This window comes from Streptomyces sp. JLYT201, from assembly GCF_059448825.1.
Map to the genome: position 1 here is coordinate 7814057 of NZ_CM182551.1, position 17008 is coordinate 7831064.

At 72.0% G+C, this 17008-nt stretch carries 13 protein-coding genes; 10 read left to right on the top strand and 3 right to left on the bottom strand.

Annotation, left to right across the window (positions count from 1 at the left end; all coding sequences use genetic code 11):
• Positions 1 to 42 precede the first annotated feature (42 nt).
• The 7 genes from AC5WAM_RS33255 to AC5WAM_RS33285 all read left to right on the top strand — a co-directional run bounded on the left by AC5WAM_RS33255 (position 43) and on the right by AC5WAM_RS33285 (position 9094).
• Complete coding sequence (locus AC5WAM_RS33255; protein WP_495519796.1) at positions 43 to 933, top strand: diacylglycerol kinase; 891 nt, start codon at positions 43 to 45, stop codon at positions 931 to 933.
• Between the two features lie 105 nt (positions 934 to 1038).
• Complete coding sequence (locus AC5WAM_RS33260; RefSeq protein WP_495519797.1) at positions 1039 to 3846, top strand: DEAD/DEAH box helicase; 2808 nt, start codon at positions 1039 to 1041, stop codon at positions 3844 to 3846.
• Positions 3847 to 4486: 640 nt separating this feature from the next.
• Positions 4487 to 6115 carry an ATP-binding protein gene (locus AC5WAM_RS33265; RefSeq protein WP_366789694.1) on the top strand — a complete coding sequence of 543 codons (1629 nt, stop codon included), beginning with the start codon at positions 4487 to 4489 and terminating at the stop codon, positions 6113 to 6115.
• Positions 6112 to 6519 (top strand): roadblock/LC7 domain-containing protein, encoded by a 408-nt coding sequence (locus tag AC5WAM_RS33270; protein WP_138958684.1) that lies wholly within the window; start codon positions 6112 to 6114, stop codon positions 6517 to 6519. Before AC5WAM_RS33265 ends, AC5WAM_RS33270 begins: the two co-directional genes overlap by 4 nt.
• Positions 6516 to 6935: a DUF742 domain-containing protein gene (locus tag AC5WAM_RS33275; RefSeq protein WP_366789695.1), complete on the top strand. Its 420-nt coding sequence runs from the start codon at positions 6516 to 6518 to the stop codon at positions 6933 to 6935. Before AC5WAM_RS33270 ends, AC5WAM_RS33275 begins: the two co-directional genes overlap by 4 nt.
• Entirely contained in the window at positions 6916 to 7545 is a 630-nt protein-coding gene (locus AC5WAM_RS33280; protein WP_495519798.1) for a GTP-binding protein, read from the top strand. Before AC5WAM_RS33275 ends, AC5WAM_RS33280 begins: the two co-directional genes overlap by 20 nt.
• A 40-nt stretch (positions 7546 to 7585) precedes the next feature.
• Positions 7586 to 9094: a cytochrome P450 gene (locus AC5WAM_RS33285; RefSeq protein WP_495519799.1), complete on the top strand. Its 1509-nt coding sequence runs from the start codon at positions 7586 to 7588 to the stop codon at positions 9092 to 9094.
• A 7-nt stretch (positions 9095 to 9101) separates the two neighbouring features.
• On the opposite strand, the gene AC5WAM_RS33290 is transcribed toward AC5WAM_RS33285, so the two are convergent.
• Positions 9102 to 10049: a pseudouridine synthase gene (locus AC5WAM_RS33290; RefSeq protein ID WP_495519800.1), complete on the bottom strand. Its 948-nt coding sequence runs from the start codon at positions 10047 to 10049 to the stop codon at positions 9102 to 9104.
• Positions 10050 to 10156: 107 nt separating this feature from the next.
• Between AC5WAM_RS33290 and AC5WAM_RS33295 the strand changes: the two genes are divergently transcribed.
• Positions 10157 to 10735 carry a GNAT family N-acetyltransferase gene (locus tag AC5WAM_RS33295; RefSeq protein WP_366789698.1) on the top strand — a complete coding sequence of 193 codons (579 nt, stop codon included), beginning with the start codon at positions 10157 to 10159 and terminating at the stop codon, positions 10733 to 10735.
• 66 nt (positions 10736 to 10801) lie between these two features.
• On the opposite strand, the gene AC5WAM_RS33300 is transcribed toward AC5WAM_RS33295, so the two are convergent.
• Together AC5WAM_RS33300 and AC5WAM_RS33305 are read right to left on the bottom strand one after the other, a co-directional pair.
• On the bottom strand, positions 10802 to 11635 hold the full coding sequence (locus AC5WAM_RS33300; protein ID WP_366789699.1) for a siderophore-interacting protein: 834 nt from the start codon (positions 11633 to 11635) through the stop codon (positions 10802 to 10804).
• A 58-nt stretch (positions 11636 to 11693) separates the two neighbouring features.
• A complete protein-coding gene (locus AC5WAM_RS33305; protein ID WP_495523692.1) occupies positions 11694 to 12608 on the bottom strand; it encodes a 5'-3' exonuclease in 915 nt (304 codons plus the stop codon).
• Positions 12609 to 12894: 286 nt separating this feature from the next.
• Between AC5WAM_RS33305 and AC5WAM_RS33310 the strand changes: the two genes are divergently transcribed.
• A complete protein-coding gene (locus tag AC5WAM_RS33310) occupies positions 12895 to 14103 on the top strand; it encodes a quaternary amine ABC transporter ATP-binding protein (RefSeq protein ID WP_495519801.1) in 1209 nt (402 codons plus the stop codon).
• Positions 14096 to 16714 carry an ABC transporter permease/substrate binding protein gene (locus AC5WAM_RS33315; protein ID WP_495519802.1) on the top strand — a complete coding sequence of 873 codons (2619 nt, stop codon included), beginning with the start codon at positions 14096 to 14098 and terminating at the stop codon, positions 16712 to 16714. The genes AC5WAM_RS33310 and AC5WAM_RS33315 overlap by 8 nt, the downstream gene beginning before the upstream one ends.
• Positions 16715 to 17008 lie beyond the last annotated feature (294 nt).

The window sequence follows — 17008 nt, forward strand, 5'->3', positions numbered from 1 at the left end:
CCCTTCTGGTTGCCGGGCGGCGCGCTGTGTAGGGTCCGCCCAGTGACCAGCGAGATCACCCTCTTCGTGAATCCCACCGCGGGCCGCGGCCGCGGCGCGCACGCCGCCCAGCCCGCCGCCGCGGCGCTGCGCGCGTCCGGCTTCTCGGTGCGCACCGTCATCGGCGAGGACGCCGGGGACGCGCTGCGCCGGGCCCGTGCCGCCGTCGACGGCGGCACCGGGGCGCTGATAGCCGTCGGCGGCGACGGCATGGCGAGCCTCGCCCTCCAGGCCGTCGCCGGGACCCGCACCCCGCTCGGCGTGATCGCCGTGGGCACGGGCAACGACTTCGCGCGCGCCCTCGGCCTGCCCGTGCGCGCGCCCGCGGCCGCCGGGGCGCTGGTCGCCGACGCGCTCAAGGGCGCCCGGACGCGGGACGTCGACCTCGGCCGGGTGGGGGAGACCTGGTTCGGCACGGTCCTCGCCTCCGGCTTCGACTCGCGGGTCAACGACCGCGGCAACCGCATGCGCAGGCCCACCGGACGCTTCAAGTACGACCTGGCGATGGTCGCCGAACTCGCCGCCCTCAAGCCCATCCCGTACCGCCTTACCCTCGACGGCGGCGCGGTGCGCGAGATCGAGGCCACGCTGGTCGCGGTCGGCAACGGCTCCTCGTACGGGGGCGGCATGCGGATCTGCGCCGGGGCCGACATGAGCGACGGCCTCTTCGACGTCACGGTCGTCGGCGCCTGTAGCCGCACCACGCTCCTGACGGTGTTCCCACGGGTCTACCGAGGAACGCATCTGGGCCATCCCAAGGTCACCGTGCACCGCGCCGCGAAGGTCGAGCTCGCGGCCCCGGACGTCACCGCGTACGCCGACGGGGAGCGGCTCGGGGCGCTGCCCCTGACGGCGGAGTGCGTCCCCGCGGCCGTCCGGGTCCTCGGCCCCTGAAGGGGCGGCTCCCGACGGGGAGCCCCGCCCCTGACCTGGAGCGTTTCCGTCGACCCCGATATTGATCGTCCGATGTCAGCGGTGGCCGGTAGGCTCGAAAGCACGATGACAGAGGACCTCTCACCGGCCGAGCGATATGCGGCAGCGCGGCAGCGCGCTGCCGAGCAGGCCACCGCACTCGCGTCCTTCCGCGGGATGTACGAATTCGGCCTCGACCCCTTCCAGATCGAGGCCTGTCAGGCACTCGAGGCGGGCAAGGGGGTGCTGGTCGCCGCGCCCACGGGCTCCGGCAAGACGATCGTCGGCGAGTTCGCCGTGCACCTCGCCCTCCAGCAGGGCAAGAAGTGCTTCTACACCACGCCGATCAAGGCGCTCTCCAACCAGAAGTACGCCGACCTCGCCAAGCGCTACGGCGCGGAGAGGGTCGGCCTGCTCACCGGTGACAACAGCGTCAACTCCGAGGCGCCGGTGGTCGTCATGACCACCGAGGTCCTGCGGAACATGCTGTACGCGGGCTCCCAGTCCCTGCTCGGCCTCGGCCACGTGGTCATGGACGAGGTGCACTACCTCTCGGACCGCTTCCGCGGCGCCGTCTGGGAGGAAGTGATCATCCACCTGCCGGAGTCGGTCACCCTGGTCTCCCTCTCGGCCACGGTGTCGAACGCCGAGGAGTTCGGCGACTGGCTCGACACGGTCCGGGGCGACACCGAAGTGATCGTCTCCGAGCACCGGCCGGTCCCGCTGTTCCAGCACGTCCTCGCCGGCCGCCGGATGTACGACCTCTTCGAGGAGGAGGGCCGCCGCAAGACGGTCAACCCCGACCTGACCCGCATGGCCCGCATGGAGGCCAGCCGGGGGTACAACCCGCGCGAGCGCCGCAAGGGCAAGATGGTCCGCGAGGCCGACCGCGAGCGCGAGCGCCGCCAGCGGTCCCGGATCTGGACGCCCTCGCGCCCCGAAGTCATCGAGCGGCTCGACGCCGAGGGCCTGCTGCCCGCCATCACGTTCATCTTCAGCCGCGCGGGCTGCGAGGCCGCCGTCCAGCAGTGCCTGTACGCGGGCCTGCGGCTGAACGACGACACGGCGCGCCTGGCGGTCCGCGAACTGGTCGAGGAGCGCACGGCCTCCATTCCGAACGAGGACCTGCACGTCCTCGGGTACTACGAGTGGCTGGAGGCCCTGGAGCGCGGCATCGCCGCCCACCACGCGGGCATGCTGCCCACCTTCAAGGAAGTCGTGGAGGAGCTGTTCGTCCGCGGTCTGGTCAAGGCCGTCTTCGCCACGGAGACCCTCGCGCTCGGCATCAACATGCCCGCGCGCAGCGTCGTCCTGGAAAAGCTCGTGAAGTGGAACGGCGAGCAGCACGCCGACATCACCCCGGGCGAGTACACCCAGCTGACCGGCCGCGCCGGGCGCCGGGGCATCGACGTCGAGGGCCACGCGGTGGTGCTCTGGCAGCGCGCCATGAGTCCCGAGCACCTGGCGGGCCTCGCGGGCACGCGCACCTATCCGCTGCGCTCCAGCTTCAAGCCGTCGTACAACATGGCGGTGAATCTGGTCGCGCAGTTCGGCCGCCACCGCTCGCGCGAGCTCCTGGAGACGTCCTTCGCGCAGTTCCAGGCCGACCGCTCGGTCGTCGGCATCTCCCGCCAGGTGCAGCGCAACGAGGAGGGCCTGGAGGGCTACAAGGCCTCCATGACCTGCCACCTCGGCGACTTCGAGGAGTACGCGCGGCTGCGCAGGGAGCTCAAGGACCGCGAGACCGAGCTGGCCAAGCAGGGCGTCGTGCAGCGCAGGGCCGCCGCGGCGGCCGCCCTGGAGAAGCTCAAGCCGGGCGACGTGATCCACGTGCCGACGGGCAAGTACGCGGGCCTCGCCCTGGTCCTCGACCCCGGCCTGCCCGCCGGGCGGGCCAACGGCCACCGCGGCTTCGACCACCAGGACGGCCCGCGCCCCCTGGTGCTCACCGCCGAGCGGCAGGTCAAGCGGCTCGCGGCGATGGACTTCCCGGTGCCGGTGGAGCCCGTGGAGCGGATGCGCATCCCCAAGTCGTTCAACGCCCGCTCCCCGCAGTCCCGGCGCGACCTGGCCTCCGCGCTGCGCACCAAGGCCGGGCACATCGCGCCCGAGCGGCACCGCAAGGGCCGCGCGGCCGCCGCCGACGACCGGGAGATCGCCCGGCTGCGCACCGAGCTGCGCGCCCACCCCTGCCACGGCTGCGACGAGCGCGAGGACCACGCCCGCTGGGCCGAGCGCTACCACCGCCTCAAGCGCGACACGCACCAGCTGGAGCGCCGCATCGAGGGCCGGACGAACACCGTGGCGCGCACCTTCGACCGCATCGTCGCCCTCCTCACCGAGCTGGACTATCTGCGCGGCGACGAGGTCACCGAGCACGGCAAGCGCCTCGCCCGGCTCTACGGCGAGCTGGACCTCCTGGCGAGCGAGTGCCTGCGCGCCAGGGTGTGGGAGGGCCTCGACCCCGCCGAACTGGCCGCGTGCGTCTCGGCGTTGGTGTACGAGGCGCGGCTCAGCGACGACGCGCTCGCGCCCAAGCTGCCCTCCGGCAAGGCCAAGGCCGCGCTCGGCGAGACGGTCCGCATCTGGGGCCGCCTCGACGCGCTCGAGGAGGAGTTCCGGATCAGCCAGACCGAGGGCGTCGGCCAGCGCGAGCCCGACCTGGGCTTCGCCTGGGCGGCGTACATGTGGGCGAGCGGCAAGGGGCTCGACGAGGTGCTGCGCGAGGCGGAGATGCCCGCCGGTGACTTCGTGCGCTGGTGCAAGCAGGTCATCGACGTGCTCGGGCAGATCTCCGCGGCGGCCTCCGGCGAGGGCGGCACGGTCGCGCGGAACGCCCGCAAGGCGGTCGACCAGCTCCTTCGCGGAGTGGTGGCGTACAGCTCCGTCGGCTGAGCGCGGCGCCGTCGGCGCGGACGGTGAGCGAAGGGTGTGGCCCCCGCCGGGTGACTCGGCGGGGGCCACTCGCGTACCGGCCGGGGCCGCCGCGGGCGCCGGGGGTTGACGTCGGCCTCGTACACGCGGGGGAGGCCGGGGGTCGTACAGGCGGTCGGGATGCGGCGGTGGGCGGGGCGGCGGCGCTCGCACGCCGCCGTTCGACGCCATCACCCCGCGCGTTCGAGTGATCGCGATGCGTGTAAATAAAGCTGAGTGTAGGCGTGTTGGCGGGCGCTCGCAGAGGGTTGCCGAATATGACTCCAGCGTGATGCGAGCGGACTAAGCTCGCCCGGAGCGCGACGAGTTGAACGAGTTGCGACAGATTCGCGCACTTGTTCGTGCTTTAAGGCTGCTAGTTCGATACTTCGCTTTGCTGTATGTGTCGAAACCCCCACGTACCACCTTCACATGCAGAACTCCCCACGCACTCCCCCCACATGGCGAACTCCCCGCGCACCACGTCGTTTTTCCAGGTACTACCTGAACCCCCGCGCACCACCAGATTTCCCAGGCACCACCCGAACCCCACGCACCACCCCGTGCACATCCCCCTTCCCCCCAACTTCCTCCCCCCAAGACGAGTGTTCAGAGGGCATACATGGTGAGTGTTCAATCGCCTCCCGGTGGCCGAGAAGTCCCTTACGCACGCGTGCTGTTGCTGCCCGCCATGGTGATGGCCGCGGCGACCGGAGCCGCCGTCGCCGTCGTCGCGGCCCCGGCCCGGACCGCCGTGGCCTGGTGCGGCGCCGTCGCCACGCTCGTGGTGATCGCCGTCGGCGCCGAGGCCGCACGCCGCGCCCGCATCATCCGGGAGCTGCGCAGGAGTCACGCGGAGCGGGTCGCCCACCTGGAGCGGCGCATCGCGGCCATCGACGAGGACACCGAACGACTCGGCCAGGAGCTGCTGCCCGAGACCCTCTACCGGGTCCGGCAGGGCGAGGCTCCCTCTGAGGTCGTCCGCCACGTCATCGACGGCGACGAGACCAACCGCCGTCTGCCGCTCTCGCAGCGCGTGCTCCTTCGCTCCATCCTGGACATCCTGGACCGCGAGGAGGCGATGCGCGAGAACGCCCAGCGCGCCTTCGTCAACATCGCCCGCCGCGTGCAGTCCATCGTCCACCAACAGGCCGCGGAACTCCGTGAGATGGAGGAGTTCCACGGCCGCAACCCCGAGGTCTTCGACGACCTGCTGCGCATCGACCACGGCACGGCCCTCATCGGCCGTCTCGCCGACTCGATCACGGTCCTCGGCGGGGCCCGGCCGGGCCGGCAGTGGCCCAAGCCCGTCCCGCTGTTCAGCGTGTTGCGCGGCGCCATGTCCCGCATCCTGGAGTACCAGCGCGTCGATCTGCACTCCATCGCCAAGGTCGCCATCCACGGCACCAAGGTCGAGCCGCTCATCCACGCCTGCGCCGAACTCCTCGACAACGCCACCCGCTACTCCCCGCCGCAGACCCGGGTGCACGTCACCGCGGTCGAGGTGCAGACCGGCATCGCCATCGAGATCGAGGACGGCGGCGTCAGCCTCAGCGAGGAGGCCCGCGGCCGCGCCGAGCGCATGCTCGAACAGGCCCAGCAGGGCATGGACCTGAACGACCTCGGCGAGACCCCGCGGCTCGGCATGGCGGTCGTGGGGCGGCTCTCGCAGATGTACAACATGCAGGTCTCCCTGCGGCAGTCCGCCTACGGCGGCGTGCGCGCCGTCCTGATCGTGCCGCGCGACATGCTCACCGCCGAGCCCGCGCACGGCCTCGCGCACGGCATCGGCGCCTCCGCGGTGCCGCGCGTCAACGCCGACGGCACGGTCATCGAGGAGGCCCGCGACATCCGGCGCAAGAAGCCGCGCAAGGTCACCACCGTGCCGCGCCCCTCCATGCCGCTCACCGCGTCCATGGAGGACGAGATCCCCGAAGTCACCGAGTGGACGGCCAACGGCCTTCCCCAGCGCAGGAGTCGAGTCAAGATGCCCCTCAGCCAGCGCTACGCGCAGGAGGCGGAGGCACAGCGGCGCGCCGAGGCGGCCATGGCCGCCGCGCCCCCGCAGGCCGCGAGCCCGCCCGCCCAGAAGGAGGAGCCCGAGCCCGGTCTGTGGATCGAGGCCTTCATGAAGGGCGTCAACGGCGAGGACACGGCCGAGCGGCCGGACGGCCCGGCGGCCCCGCAGCAGAACCGCACCGAGAACGACCACGGCAGCACCGACCACGCCGACGAGGGGGGCTGGAAGTGATCCAGCAGCGTGCCAACTTCGACTGGATGCTCAAGGAGCTCGCCGACGGCGTGCACGGCACCCGGCAGATCGTGGTGCTCTCCGCCGACGGCCTGCGCATCGCGCGCCACGGCGGCGACCCGGACGGCGCCGACCGCCTCGCCGCCGCCTGTGCGGGACTCCAGAGCCTCGCCGCGGCCGTCGCCACCGAGATCCCGGAGAGCGACGGCAAGATGCGCATGGTCATCATCGAGGTCAACGGCGGCTACTTCTACATGATGGCCGCGGGTGCGGGAGCCTTCCTGGCCGTACTCGCCGACGAGACCGTGGACGCGGGCCTGATCGGCAACCGCATGCGGGACCTCGTCGTGCGCATCGGCGCCCATCTGACGAGCCCGCCGCGGCGAGACGGGCAGGCCGTATGACTCATCCGCAAGACCCCCCGTACGACGATCCCCACGACCCCCGCTTCCAGGCCGAGGTAACCGCGCAGCGGGAGCGCCGCAGCCAGGATCCCGCCGCCAACCCGGCGCGGCTCTACATCCTCACCGGTGAGGACTCCGAGCGGGCACCGCTCGACCTGGTCACGCTGATCGTCGCCAAAGGACAGCCGTCGCCGACGGCGCAGCCGGAGCACTCCGCCCTGCTGCGCCTGTGCCGGACCCCGCTGTCCGTGGCGGAGCTCTCGGCCTATCTGGTGCTGCCGTTCAGCGTGGTGACCGTGCTCCTCACGGAGCTGCTCGCGGCGGACTTAGTGCAGGCGCGCGCTCCGCTCGTGCGCTCCGCGCTCCCCGACCGTTCCCTCCTCGAAGCGGTGATGCATGGACTTCAAAAGCTCTGACACGCTCACCTCCGGCGCCGGTGCCGGGCCGCGCGGGCAGGACGTCCTGCCCGCCACGGCCGCCGCCGCGGTCAAGATCGTCATCGTGGGCGGCTTCGGGGTCGGCAAGACCACGATGGTGGGCTCCGTCAGCGAGATCCGCCCGCTGACCACCGAAGAGACCATGACACAGGCCGGCATCGGCGTCGACGACAACTACGGCTCCGAGACCAAGACCGCCACGACCGTCGCCATGGACTTCGGGCGCATCAGCATCTCGGACGAACTGGTCCTCTATCTGTTCGGCACCCCCGGCCAGGAGCGGTTCTGGTTCCTGTGGAACGGCCTCTTCGAAGGCGCCCTCGGTGCGGTCGTGCTCATCGACACGCGCCGCCTCGAAGTGAGCTTCGACGTGATAGGCCGCCTGGAGGAGCGCGGCGTCCCGTTCATCATCGCCGTGAACGACTTCCCGGACGCGCCCCGGCACCCCGTCGAGGCCCTGCGTACGGCACTCGACCTGGAGAAGGAGGTGCCGATCGTGCACTGCGACGCGCGGCGGCGCTCCTCCAGCCGCGACGCGCTCCTCACCCTCATGCACTATCTGCACTCCCTCGCCATGGCCCGGGCCTAGGCCCGGCCGCACGACCCTTCGCGACCCCGGAGCGACCACCGTGACGACTCCCTCCTCACCTCCCTCTCCCGCCTCGTCCGGCCCCACGGCCGGCACCGCGGCGCCGCCCGGCTGCCCCGCGCACCACGGCGCGTCGCTCGGCCCGGACGGACTGCGCCGTCTGTACGGACCCGAGGCCGACGAGGACCTCGCGGGCGTGTACGAGAAGCTGCGCGCCGAGCACGGCCCCGTGGCCCCCGCGCTGATCCACAACGACGTACGCGTCTGGGCGGTCCTCGGCCACAGCGAGAACCTGCACATGGTGCGCACGCCCTCGCAGTACACCCGCGACTCCCGCGTGTGGAGCGCGGTCAAGGACGGCACGGCGGGCCCCGACCACCCGCTCGCGCCCGTGTTCACCTGGCAGCCGATGTGCAGCTTCGCCGAGGGCGCCGAGCACCAGCGGCTGCGCGGCGCGGTCACCGGCGCCATGGCGGGCCTCGACCACCGCGGTATCCGCCGCCACATCAACCGCTACAGCAACAAGCTCCTCAACGGCATCTGCGAGAAGGGCGAGGCCGATCTGGTCGGCCAGTTCGCCGAGCACCTGCCGATGATGGTGATGCTGCACGTGCTCGGCATGCCCGAGGACTACAGCGACCGCATGGTGCAGGCCGCCCGCGACATGATCAAGGGCACCGAGACGGCCATCGCCAGCAACGCGTACGTGATGGAGGCCCTCACCCGGCACGTGGTGCGCCGTCGCGCCCAGCCCGAGGAGGACTTCACCAGCGCCCTCATCGCCCAGCCGCAGCAGCTCACCGACACCGAGATGGCGGAGCACCTGCGCCTCGTGCTCATCGCCGCGTACGAGGCGACGGCGAACCTCATCGCGAACGTGCTGCGGATGGTGCTCACCGACCCGCGCTTCCGCGCCCAGCTCAGCGGCGGCCAGATGACCGTCCCCGAGGCGGTCGAGCAGTCGCTGTGGGACGAGCCGCCGTTCAGCGCGATGGTCGGCTACTTCGCCAAGCAGGACACCCAGCTCGGCGGCCAGCAGATCAAGGCGGGCGACGGCCTCCTGCTCGGCATCCAGCCCGGCAACGTCGACCCGGTCGTGCGCCCCGACCTGTCCGCCAACATGCAGGGCAACCGCTCCCACCTCGCCTTCAGCGGCGGGCCGCACGAGTGCCCGGGCCAGGACATCGGGCGCGCCATCGCCGACACCGGGGTGGACGCGCTCCTGATGCGGCTGCCGGACGTCGAACTGGCCGTGGACGAGGCCGAGCTGTCCTGGCGCTCGTCGATCCTGTCGCGGCATCTGGTGGCGCTTCCGGTGACGTTCGGCAAGCGGCCGCCGCAGGACGTCACTGCCCGGCCCATGGCGCAGGTGCCGACGCCGCGCACGAGCTGGGAGGTGTCGTCGCCGATGCCGGAGGCGCAGGTTCCGCCGGCGGCCCCGGCGCCGCAGCCCGCGGCGAGCGCCCCCGCGGCCCCGGCGGCCGCTCCGGCGCTCGTCCGCCGCAAGGGCGCGTGGCGGCGCTTCCTGGAGTGGTGGCGGGGCTACTAGCGGCCGCTCAGCCGTCGGCCCACGTCCCGTACGACGACCAGGCCTCCAGGACCCGCTCGCTGACGAAGCGGTGCGCCGCGCCCGTGAGCGGGTCCGTGAACTCCAGGGAGCGGGCGAGGAGTTGCAGCGGGCGCCGGAAGTCGTCCGGCGCCACCGCGGGGAGCACCGCCGGGTAGAGCGGGTCGCCGAGCAGGGGCAGGCCGAGGGCGTTCATGTGGACGCGCAGCTGATGGGTGCGGCCGGTGTGCGGGACGAGCCGGTAGCGCCCGATGCGGCCGTCGTGCGCGAGCAGTTCGACCCGGCTCTCGCTGTTGGGCCCGGCGCCCGGCACCTCGTACGCGGCGAGCACGCCGCGCTCCTTGACGATGTGGCTGCGGACGGTGCGGGGCAGCGCGACGGCCGGGTCGTACGCGGCCACGGCCTCGTACTCCTTGTGCACGCGCCGGTCGGCGAAGAGGGTCTGGTACGCGCCGCGCTCCTCGGGCCGCACGGTGAGCAGCAGCAGCCCGGCGGTGAGCCGGTCCAGGCGGTGCGCGGCGCCGAGCGCGGGGATGCCGAGTTCGGCGCGCAGCCGGGCGAGCGCGGTCTGCGTCACGTGGCTGCCGCGCGGCATGGTCGCGAGGAAGTGCGGCTTGTCGGCGACGACGATGTGCTCGTCGCGGTACACGACGGTGAGGTCGCCCGGCACCCGGGGCTCGGCGGGCAGATCCCGGTGGAACCACACGTACAGGCCCGCCGCGTACGGGGTGTCCGGTGCGAGCGGCGTGCCGTCGGCGCCGACGATCCGGCCCTCGCGCAGCATCCGGTCGACGACACCCGGTTCGGCCGCGAGCCGCGCCACCAGGTGGTCGCGCACGGTCGCCCAGGTGCCGTCCGCCGGGAGGCGCACCCGCACCGGGTCGACGCCGTCGCGCTGGGGGAGCGGTGCCGGGGGCACGCGGGGCTTTCGTCTCACGTCGGCCCAGCGTACGGGGCGGTCGTCGGGCGCGGCCCGCGGGGCGGCCCGGGTGCGGGGGCGAAAACCGCTGTGCCGCGACGGCCTCCGGCAGCACTATGAGGGGCATGCCCTTCATGATCTCGAACGCGGTCGAGCCCGGTGCCCTCGCGGGCCGGGCGCAGCCGACCCTGCCCGCCTCCGGCGGCCTCCTTCTGCGCCCCTGGGCCGACAAGGACGCGCCCGCCGTCTACGAGGCCTTCCAGGACCCCGTCCTCCAGCGCTGGCACGCGCGCGTGGCCGACTCCGAGGAGGAGGTCCGCCAGTGGCTGGCGACCTGGCGCACGGAGTACGAGGAGGAGACCAGTGCCCAGTGGGCCGCCGTCGACGCGGACACCGACGAGGTCCTCGGCCGGGTCGCCCTGCGCATGATCAACTTCATCGACGGCCAGGCGGAGATGGCCTACTGGACCATGCCGCGCGCCCGCGGCCGGGGCGTGGCCCCGCGCGCGGTGGCGGCGCTGACCACCTGGGCCTTCGAGGGCCTCGGCTTCCACCGCCTCGAACTGCGCCACTCCACGCTCAACGAGGCGTCCTGCCGCGTGGCCCTGAAGACGGGCTACGTCGCCGAAGGTGTCCAGCGCAGCGCGGTCCTGCACGGGGACGGCTGGCACGACATGCATCTGCACGCGCGGATCCGCGCGTAGCCGGGGCCGGACCCCGCGGGAGAGGGGACCGGCCCCGGTGCCGGAGCCGCGGGCGGGGCGCGGTGGTCAGGCCGCTTCCTGCTCGGCCTCCACCTGGGCGTTCCAGTCGCGCTTGGAGGCCTGCCAGCCGTCCTCGTTGTGGCCGAGGCGCCAGTAGCCGGAGATGGACAGGCGCTCGCGCGGGATCTGGTGCTCGACGCGCAGGACGCGGCGCAGTTCCTTCACGAAGCCCGCCTCGCCGTGCACGAAGACGTGCGGGGTGCCCGTGGGGAAGTCCAGGGCGCGCACGGCCTCGACCAGGGCCTGGCCGACCGGGCGGCCCGCGCGGTGCAGCCAGACGACCTCCGCGCCGGTGGCGATCGCCTGCTCCTCCTCGGGGCCCTCGACCTCCACGAAGGCGCGGACCTCGCAGCCCTCCGGCAGGGCTTCGAGGGCGGCGGCGATCGCGGGCAGCGCGCTCTCGTCACCGGCGAGCAGATGCCAGTCGGCGGCCGGGTCCGGGGCGTAGGCCCCGCCGGGGCCGAGCAGGCGCACCGTGTCGCCCGGCTCGGCGCGCAGCGACCAGGGCCCGGCGAGGCCCTGGTCGCCGTGGACGACGAAGTCCAGGGCCAGCTCGCGCGTCTTGGGGTCCCACCAGCGCACGGTGTACGTACGCGTGACGGGCCACTGCTCGCGCGGCAGCTCCTCGCGGATGCGCTGGAGGTCGAACGGCTCGGGGTAGGTCACGCCCGCGGGGGCGAACAGGAGCTTCACGTAGTGGTCGGTGCAGTCGCCGGCCGTGAACTCCGCCAGGCCGTCGCCGCCGAGGACCACCCGCTGCATGTGGGGGGTGAGCCGTTCGGTGCGGACGACCTGCGCGACATGAGGCGTGGGACTCTTGCGTGCGGGCCGCTCTGCCATGGTGTGCCTCCCCTGATCCAGCTTGTTAGGTTCACCTAACCTAACATCCGGCCCCTGCTCACGCCTCGAGCGTGGCCAGCAGTCGGCCGAGCGAACCTCCGAGGCCCCAGCGGGCGGCGAGCGCGTCCAGGGCGGCCGGATCGCGCGGCGCGTGCGGAAGCGCGACGTCCACATCCGGCAGCGGCACGTCGCTCGCGACCCGCACCACCGTCGGCGCGACGGCCACGTACGGGCGGGCCTCGTCCAGGCGCTTGCGCTGCGACGGCGTCAGCTTGGACGTCGGGTCGTCCACCGCCGCCATGATCCCGGCCAGGTCGCCGAAGGCGTCGAGCAGCTTCGCCGCGGTCTTCTCGCCGATGCCGGGCACGCCGGGCAGGCCGTCGCTGGGGTCGCCGCGCAGCAGGGCCAGGTCCACATAGCCCGGTCCGTTCACGCCGTACTTCTCGCGCAGCAGGGCCTCGTCGGTCATCTGGAGGGTGCCGACGCCCTTGAGCGGGTACAGGACGCGGATGCCGCGGGCGTCGTCCACCAGCTGGAACAGGTCGCGGTCGCCCGTGACGATGTCGACCGGGCCGGTGGCGCGGGCCGCATACGTGCCGATCACGTCGTCCGCCTCGTACGCCGCGACGCCGACGCGGGCGATCCCGAGGGCGTCCAGGACCTCCTCGATGACCGGCACCTGGGGGGAGAGCGTGTCCGGGGTCTCCTCGACGTCCGGGGCCGCAGAGCTCTCCGGGGACTCCTGCGCCACGCGGTGCGCCTTGTACGAGGGGATCAGCTCCACGCGCCAGTGCGGGCGCCAGTCCGCGTCCATGCAGGCGACCAGGTCGTCCGGGCGGTGGTCCTGGACGAGGCGGGTGATGAATTCGAGCAGGCCGCGGACCGCGTTGACCGGAGTGCCGTCCGGGGCCTTCACGGATTCGGGGACGCCGAAGTAGGCCCGGAAGTACAGGGACGCCGTGTCGAGCAGCATGAGCCGTCGGGTTTGGTGGGTCACGGGTGCATCTTGCCGCACGGGCGGCGGGGCCTCGCGGGGGCGCCCCAGGGCCCGCCCGGCCGGACACCGGCACTCGGGACAAGTGGGGCCTTTTGTGACCTGGGACACTTCCTGGTTTGGGTGGTGCCGACGGGGGCAGGCGCGCACGCGGAGCGACCCGTCTCGTTTTCAACTTCTTGACGGGTGAACGGGCGATCCCGTGTCGCTCCACGGCCCGCCGGCGGGGGAGGCGGGCCGTCTTCGTTCGACCCGAGAGGTGTATGTGTCCAGGCTGCAAGCCGAGCACTTGTACAAAGTGTTCGGCAGACGACCCGACGACGCGGTGACCAGGCTCCGCGCCGGAGCCGACCGTGAGGAACTGCGCGCCGAGGGGACCACCGCAGCGGTGGTCGACGCGTCCTTCACCGTCGAGCCGGGCCAGATCTTCGTCGTCATGGGTCTCTCCGGATCCGGCAAGTCCACGTTGCTGCGCATGCTCAACGGGCTCTCGGAACCGACGGCCGGGCAGGTGCTCTTCGACGGCCAGGACCTGACGAAGCTCAGCCCTCGCGAGCTGCGCGAGGTCAGGTCCCGCAAGATCAGCATGGTGTTCCAGCACTTCGCGCTGTTCCCGCACCGCAGCGTGCTGGAGAACGCCGCGTACGGCCTGGAGGTCCAGGGCCTGCCGCGCGCGGAGCGCGAGCGCCGGGCCACCGAGGCGCTCGAACTCGCCGGGCTCAAGGGCTGGGAGAAGTCCTGGCCCGACGAGCTGTCCGGCGGTATGCAGCAGCGCGTGGGCCTGGCCCGCGCCCTGGCCACGGACGCCGACCTGCTGCTCATGGACGAGTCGTTCAGCGCCCTCGACCCGCTGATCCGGCGCGACATGCAGGACCAGCTCCTCGAACTCCAGAAGACGCTGAAGAAGACCATCGTCTTCATCACCCACGACCTGAACGAGGCCATGCGCCTCGGCGACCAGATCGCCGTCATGCGCGACGGCCGCATCGTCCAGACCGGCAGCGCCGAGGACATCCTGGTCACTCCGGCCAACGACTACGTCGCCGCCTTCACGCAGGACGTGGACCGCGCCCGGGTGCTCACCGCGGGCGCCATCATGGCCGACCCGGAGACCGTGTACGGGACCACGACGCCCGAGGGCACCGAGCTGCGCACCGCCGCCGACGTCCTCAAGGCCGCGCCCGCGACGGTGGCCGAGGACACCCCGATCATCGAGCTGTTCACGCCGTGCTCCACCAGCGGCGTCGCCGTCGCCGTGACCGGCGCGGACGGCGCGCTCGTCGGCGTCGTGCCGCGGGCGCGGCTGCTCGCCGTGCTCGGGGAGCCGGCCACGCAGCAGGAGCCCGCCGTGAGCGCCGTCATCCCGGCGCAGGTCAAGGACGCGGCCGAGGCCGCGGGCGACGCGGTCGAGGACGGGCGGAACGCCGGGGACGACGGCGGCAAGAGCGTGGGCAAGGTGAGCAGCGGTGCCTAGGATTCATCTCGGCGACTGGGTCAACGACGCGGTCGACTGGCTCACGAAACACCTCGACTGGCTGTTCAGCTTCATCGAGTCCGTGCTCAGCGGCATGAACGACACGATCATCGACGTCCTTCAGGCGCCCGAGCCGCTGCTCCTCGCGGGCATCTTCGCCGTCGTCGCGTTCTGGCTGCGCGGGCTGACCGCGGGGGCCCTCACCTTCGTCGGCTTCGCGTTCATCGACTCCCTCGAACTGTGGGACAACGCGATGATCACGCTGTCCCTGGTGCTCGTGGCGACGATCATCGCCCTGGTCATCTCGGTGCCCCTCGGCATCTGGGCGGCCCGCTCGAACCGGGTCAGCGCGCTGCTGCGGCCGGTGCTCGACCTGATGCAGACGCTGCCCGCGATGATCTACCTCATCCCGGCCATCCTGTTCTTCGGCATGGGCGGCCCGGCGGGCATCGTCGCGACCCTGATCTTCGCCCTGGCCCCCGGCGTGCGCATGACCGAGCTGGGCATCCGCCAGGTCGACAAGGAGCTGGTCGAGGCGGCCGAGGCGTTCGGTACGACGCCGCGCAACGTGCTGTTCCGCGTCCAGCTGCCGCTCGCGCTCCCGACGATCATGGCCGGTGTCAACCAGGTCATCATGCTGGGTCTGTCCATGGCCGCCATCGCGGGCATGGTCGGCACCGGCGGCCTCGGCGCCGACGTGAACGAGTCCATCGGCCAGCTGGACGTCGGCCTCGGTGCCGAGTCGGGCGTCTCCATCGTGATCCTCGCGATCTACCTGGACCGCATGACCGCGTCCCTGGGCACCCAGGTCTCCCCGCTCGGCCGCCGCGCCGCCGCCAAGGCGCGCGCCGCGCAGGGCCTGAAGCTGTGGAGCTACCGGCCGCGCCCGGCCTTCGCCGTGATCGGCGTCGTCGTCCTCGCGCTCGTCGCGGGCGGCGTGGGCGTCTTCGGCGGCTCGGACGACGACGCGACCACCGCCGCGGACGGCAAGAACGTCGGCCACGGCAAGCAGCTGAACGTCGGCTACATCCCCTGGGACGAGGGCGTCGCCTCCACCTTCCTGTGGAAGGAGATCCTGGAGCAGCGCGGCTTCAAGGTGAACGCCAAGCAGCTCGACGCGGGCCCGCTCTACACCTCGCTGGCCCAGGGCAGCGTCGACTTCCAGACGGACTCCTGGCTGCCGACCACGCACGCCTCGTACTGGGAGAAGTACGGCGACAAGCTGGACGACCTCGGCCGCTGGTACGGGCCGACGTCCCTGGAGCTGTCCGTCCCCTCGTACATGAAGGGCGTCGACTCCCTGGAGGACCTCAAGAGCAAGAAGGGCACCTTCAAGGGCAAGGTCATCGGCATCGAGTCCAGCGCGGGCATGATGAAGCTGCTCAAGGACAAGGTGCTCAAGGAGTACGGCCTGGAGAAGGACTTCGAGGTCGTCGACGGCTCCACGCCCGCGATGCTCGCCGAGCTCAAGCGCGCGTACGCCAAGAAGCAGCCCATCGTCGTGACCCTGTGGTCGCCGCACTGGGCGTACAGCGAGTTCGACCTGAAGAAGCTCGAGGACCCCAAGGGCGCCTGGGGCAAGGGCGACGGCGTGCACACCCTGTCCCGCAAGGGCTTCGGCGGCGATCACCCCGAGGTCGCCAAGTGGCTCAAGGACTTCAAGATGAGCGAGAAGCAGCTCACGGGTCTTGAAGCGGAGATCAACAAGGCGGGCAAGGGCAACCAGCGGCAGGCCGTGCGCGCCTGGCTGGAGAAGAACCCCGGCCTGGTCGACAAGTGGGCCCCGGTGGCCGCGGGCAAGGGCGCGGCTCCGGCCGAGGCCAAGCGGACCCTGAACGTCGCCTGGTTCCCCTGGGACGAGGACGTGGCCGTCACGTATCTGTGGAAGAACGTCCTGGAGCGGCGCGGCTACAAGATGAAGCTGTCGCAGTCCGACGTGGGCCCGGTCTACACCGGCCTCGCGCAGGGCGACATCGACGTGAACTTCGACGCCTGGCTGCCCAGTACCCAGAAGAACTACTGGGACAAGCACAAGGACGACCTCGTCGACATGGGCACCTGGTACAGCCCGACCTCCCTCGAGGTCGCCGTGCCGTCCTATGTGAAGGGCGTGAAGTCCCTGGAGGACCTCAAGGGCAAGGGCGGCACCTTCAACGGCAAGATCGTCGGCATCGAGCCGGGCACCGGCGTGATGCAGAAGCTCAAGGACGAGGTCCTGCCCGGCTACGGCCTGGCGGACGAGTACAAGATCGCCAGCGGTTCGACGCCCGCGATGCTCGCCGAGCTGAAGCGCGCGTACGCCAAGAAGGAGCCGGTGGCCGTCCTGCTCTGGTCGCCGCACTGGGCGTACAGCGAGTACGGCCTGACCAAGCTGAAGGACCCCAAGGGCGCCTTCGGCAAGGGCGACACGATCCGCACGATCACCAGCAAGAAGTTCCCCGAGCAGTACCCGCAGCTCACGAAGTGGTTCAAGAAGTTCAAGATGAGCGAGTCGGAGCTCGCGGGTCTGGAGAACGAGATCAAGAAGCGCGGCAAGGGCCACGAGGAGCAGGCCGTCGCCGCCTGGCTGAAGGAGCACCCGGAGGTGCCGGACCGGATGGCTCCGCAGTAGCCGACGGCTGGACCGCACGTCCTTCGGCCCCGCCGACGGCTTGAAGCAGTCCGCGCCGTCGCGGTGCCCCGCCGCTTCGCGGCGGATTCACGCCCGCCCACCCGCCCGCTTCGCGGCGGGTGGGCGGGCGTACGCGTGCCCGGGCACGGGCCGAAGGGGGCGGAGGAGATGCGCCGGGCGGGCCCGGGAGTTGCCGGAGTTGCGGTCCGGCGGGCCCTGCGGCGACGATTTCCGGTCCGACGGGCGTTGTTCGACGAGCGCGCGGCGCGGTGACCCCGCGACGGCGCGCGCCCC

What these genes read in the sequence shown, in the direction of transcription:
- AC5WAM_RS33260 (WP_495519797.1), top strand. Translation starts at nt 1,039, where the DNA reads ATGACAGAGGACCTCTCACCGGCCGAGCGATATGCGGCAGCGCGGCAG.
- AC5WAM_RS33280 (WP_495519798.1), top strand. Translation starts at nt 6,916, where the DNA reads ATGGACTTCAAAAGCTCTGACACGCTCACCTCCGGCGCCGGTGCCGGG.
- AC5WAM_RS33300 (WP_366789699.1), bottom strand. Translation starts at nt 11,635, where the DNA reads ATGGCAGAGCGGCCCGCACGCAAGAGTCCCACGCCTCATGTCGCGCAG.
- AC5WAM_RS33305 (WP_495523692.1), bottom strand. Translation starts at nt 12,608, where the DNA reads ATGCTGCTCGACACGGCGTCCCTGTACTTCCGGGCCTACTTCGGCGTC.
- AC5WAM_RS33295 (WP_366789698.1), top strand. Translation starts at nt 10,157, where the DNA reads ATGCCCTTCATGATCTCGAACGCGGTCGAGCCCGGTGCCCTCGCGGGC.
- AC5WAM_RS33265 (WP_366789694.1), top strand. Translation starts at nt 4,487, where the DNA reads ATGGTGAGTGTTCAATCGCCTCCCGGTGGCCGAGAAGTCCCTTACGCA.
- AC5WAM_RS33275 (WP_366789695.1), top strand. Translation starts at nt 6,516, where the DNA reads ATGACTCATCCGCAAGACCCCCCGTACGACGATCCCCACGACCCCCGC.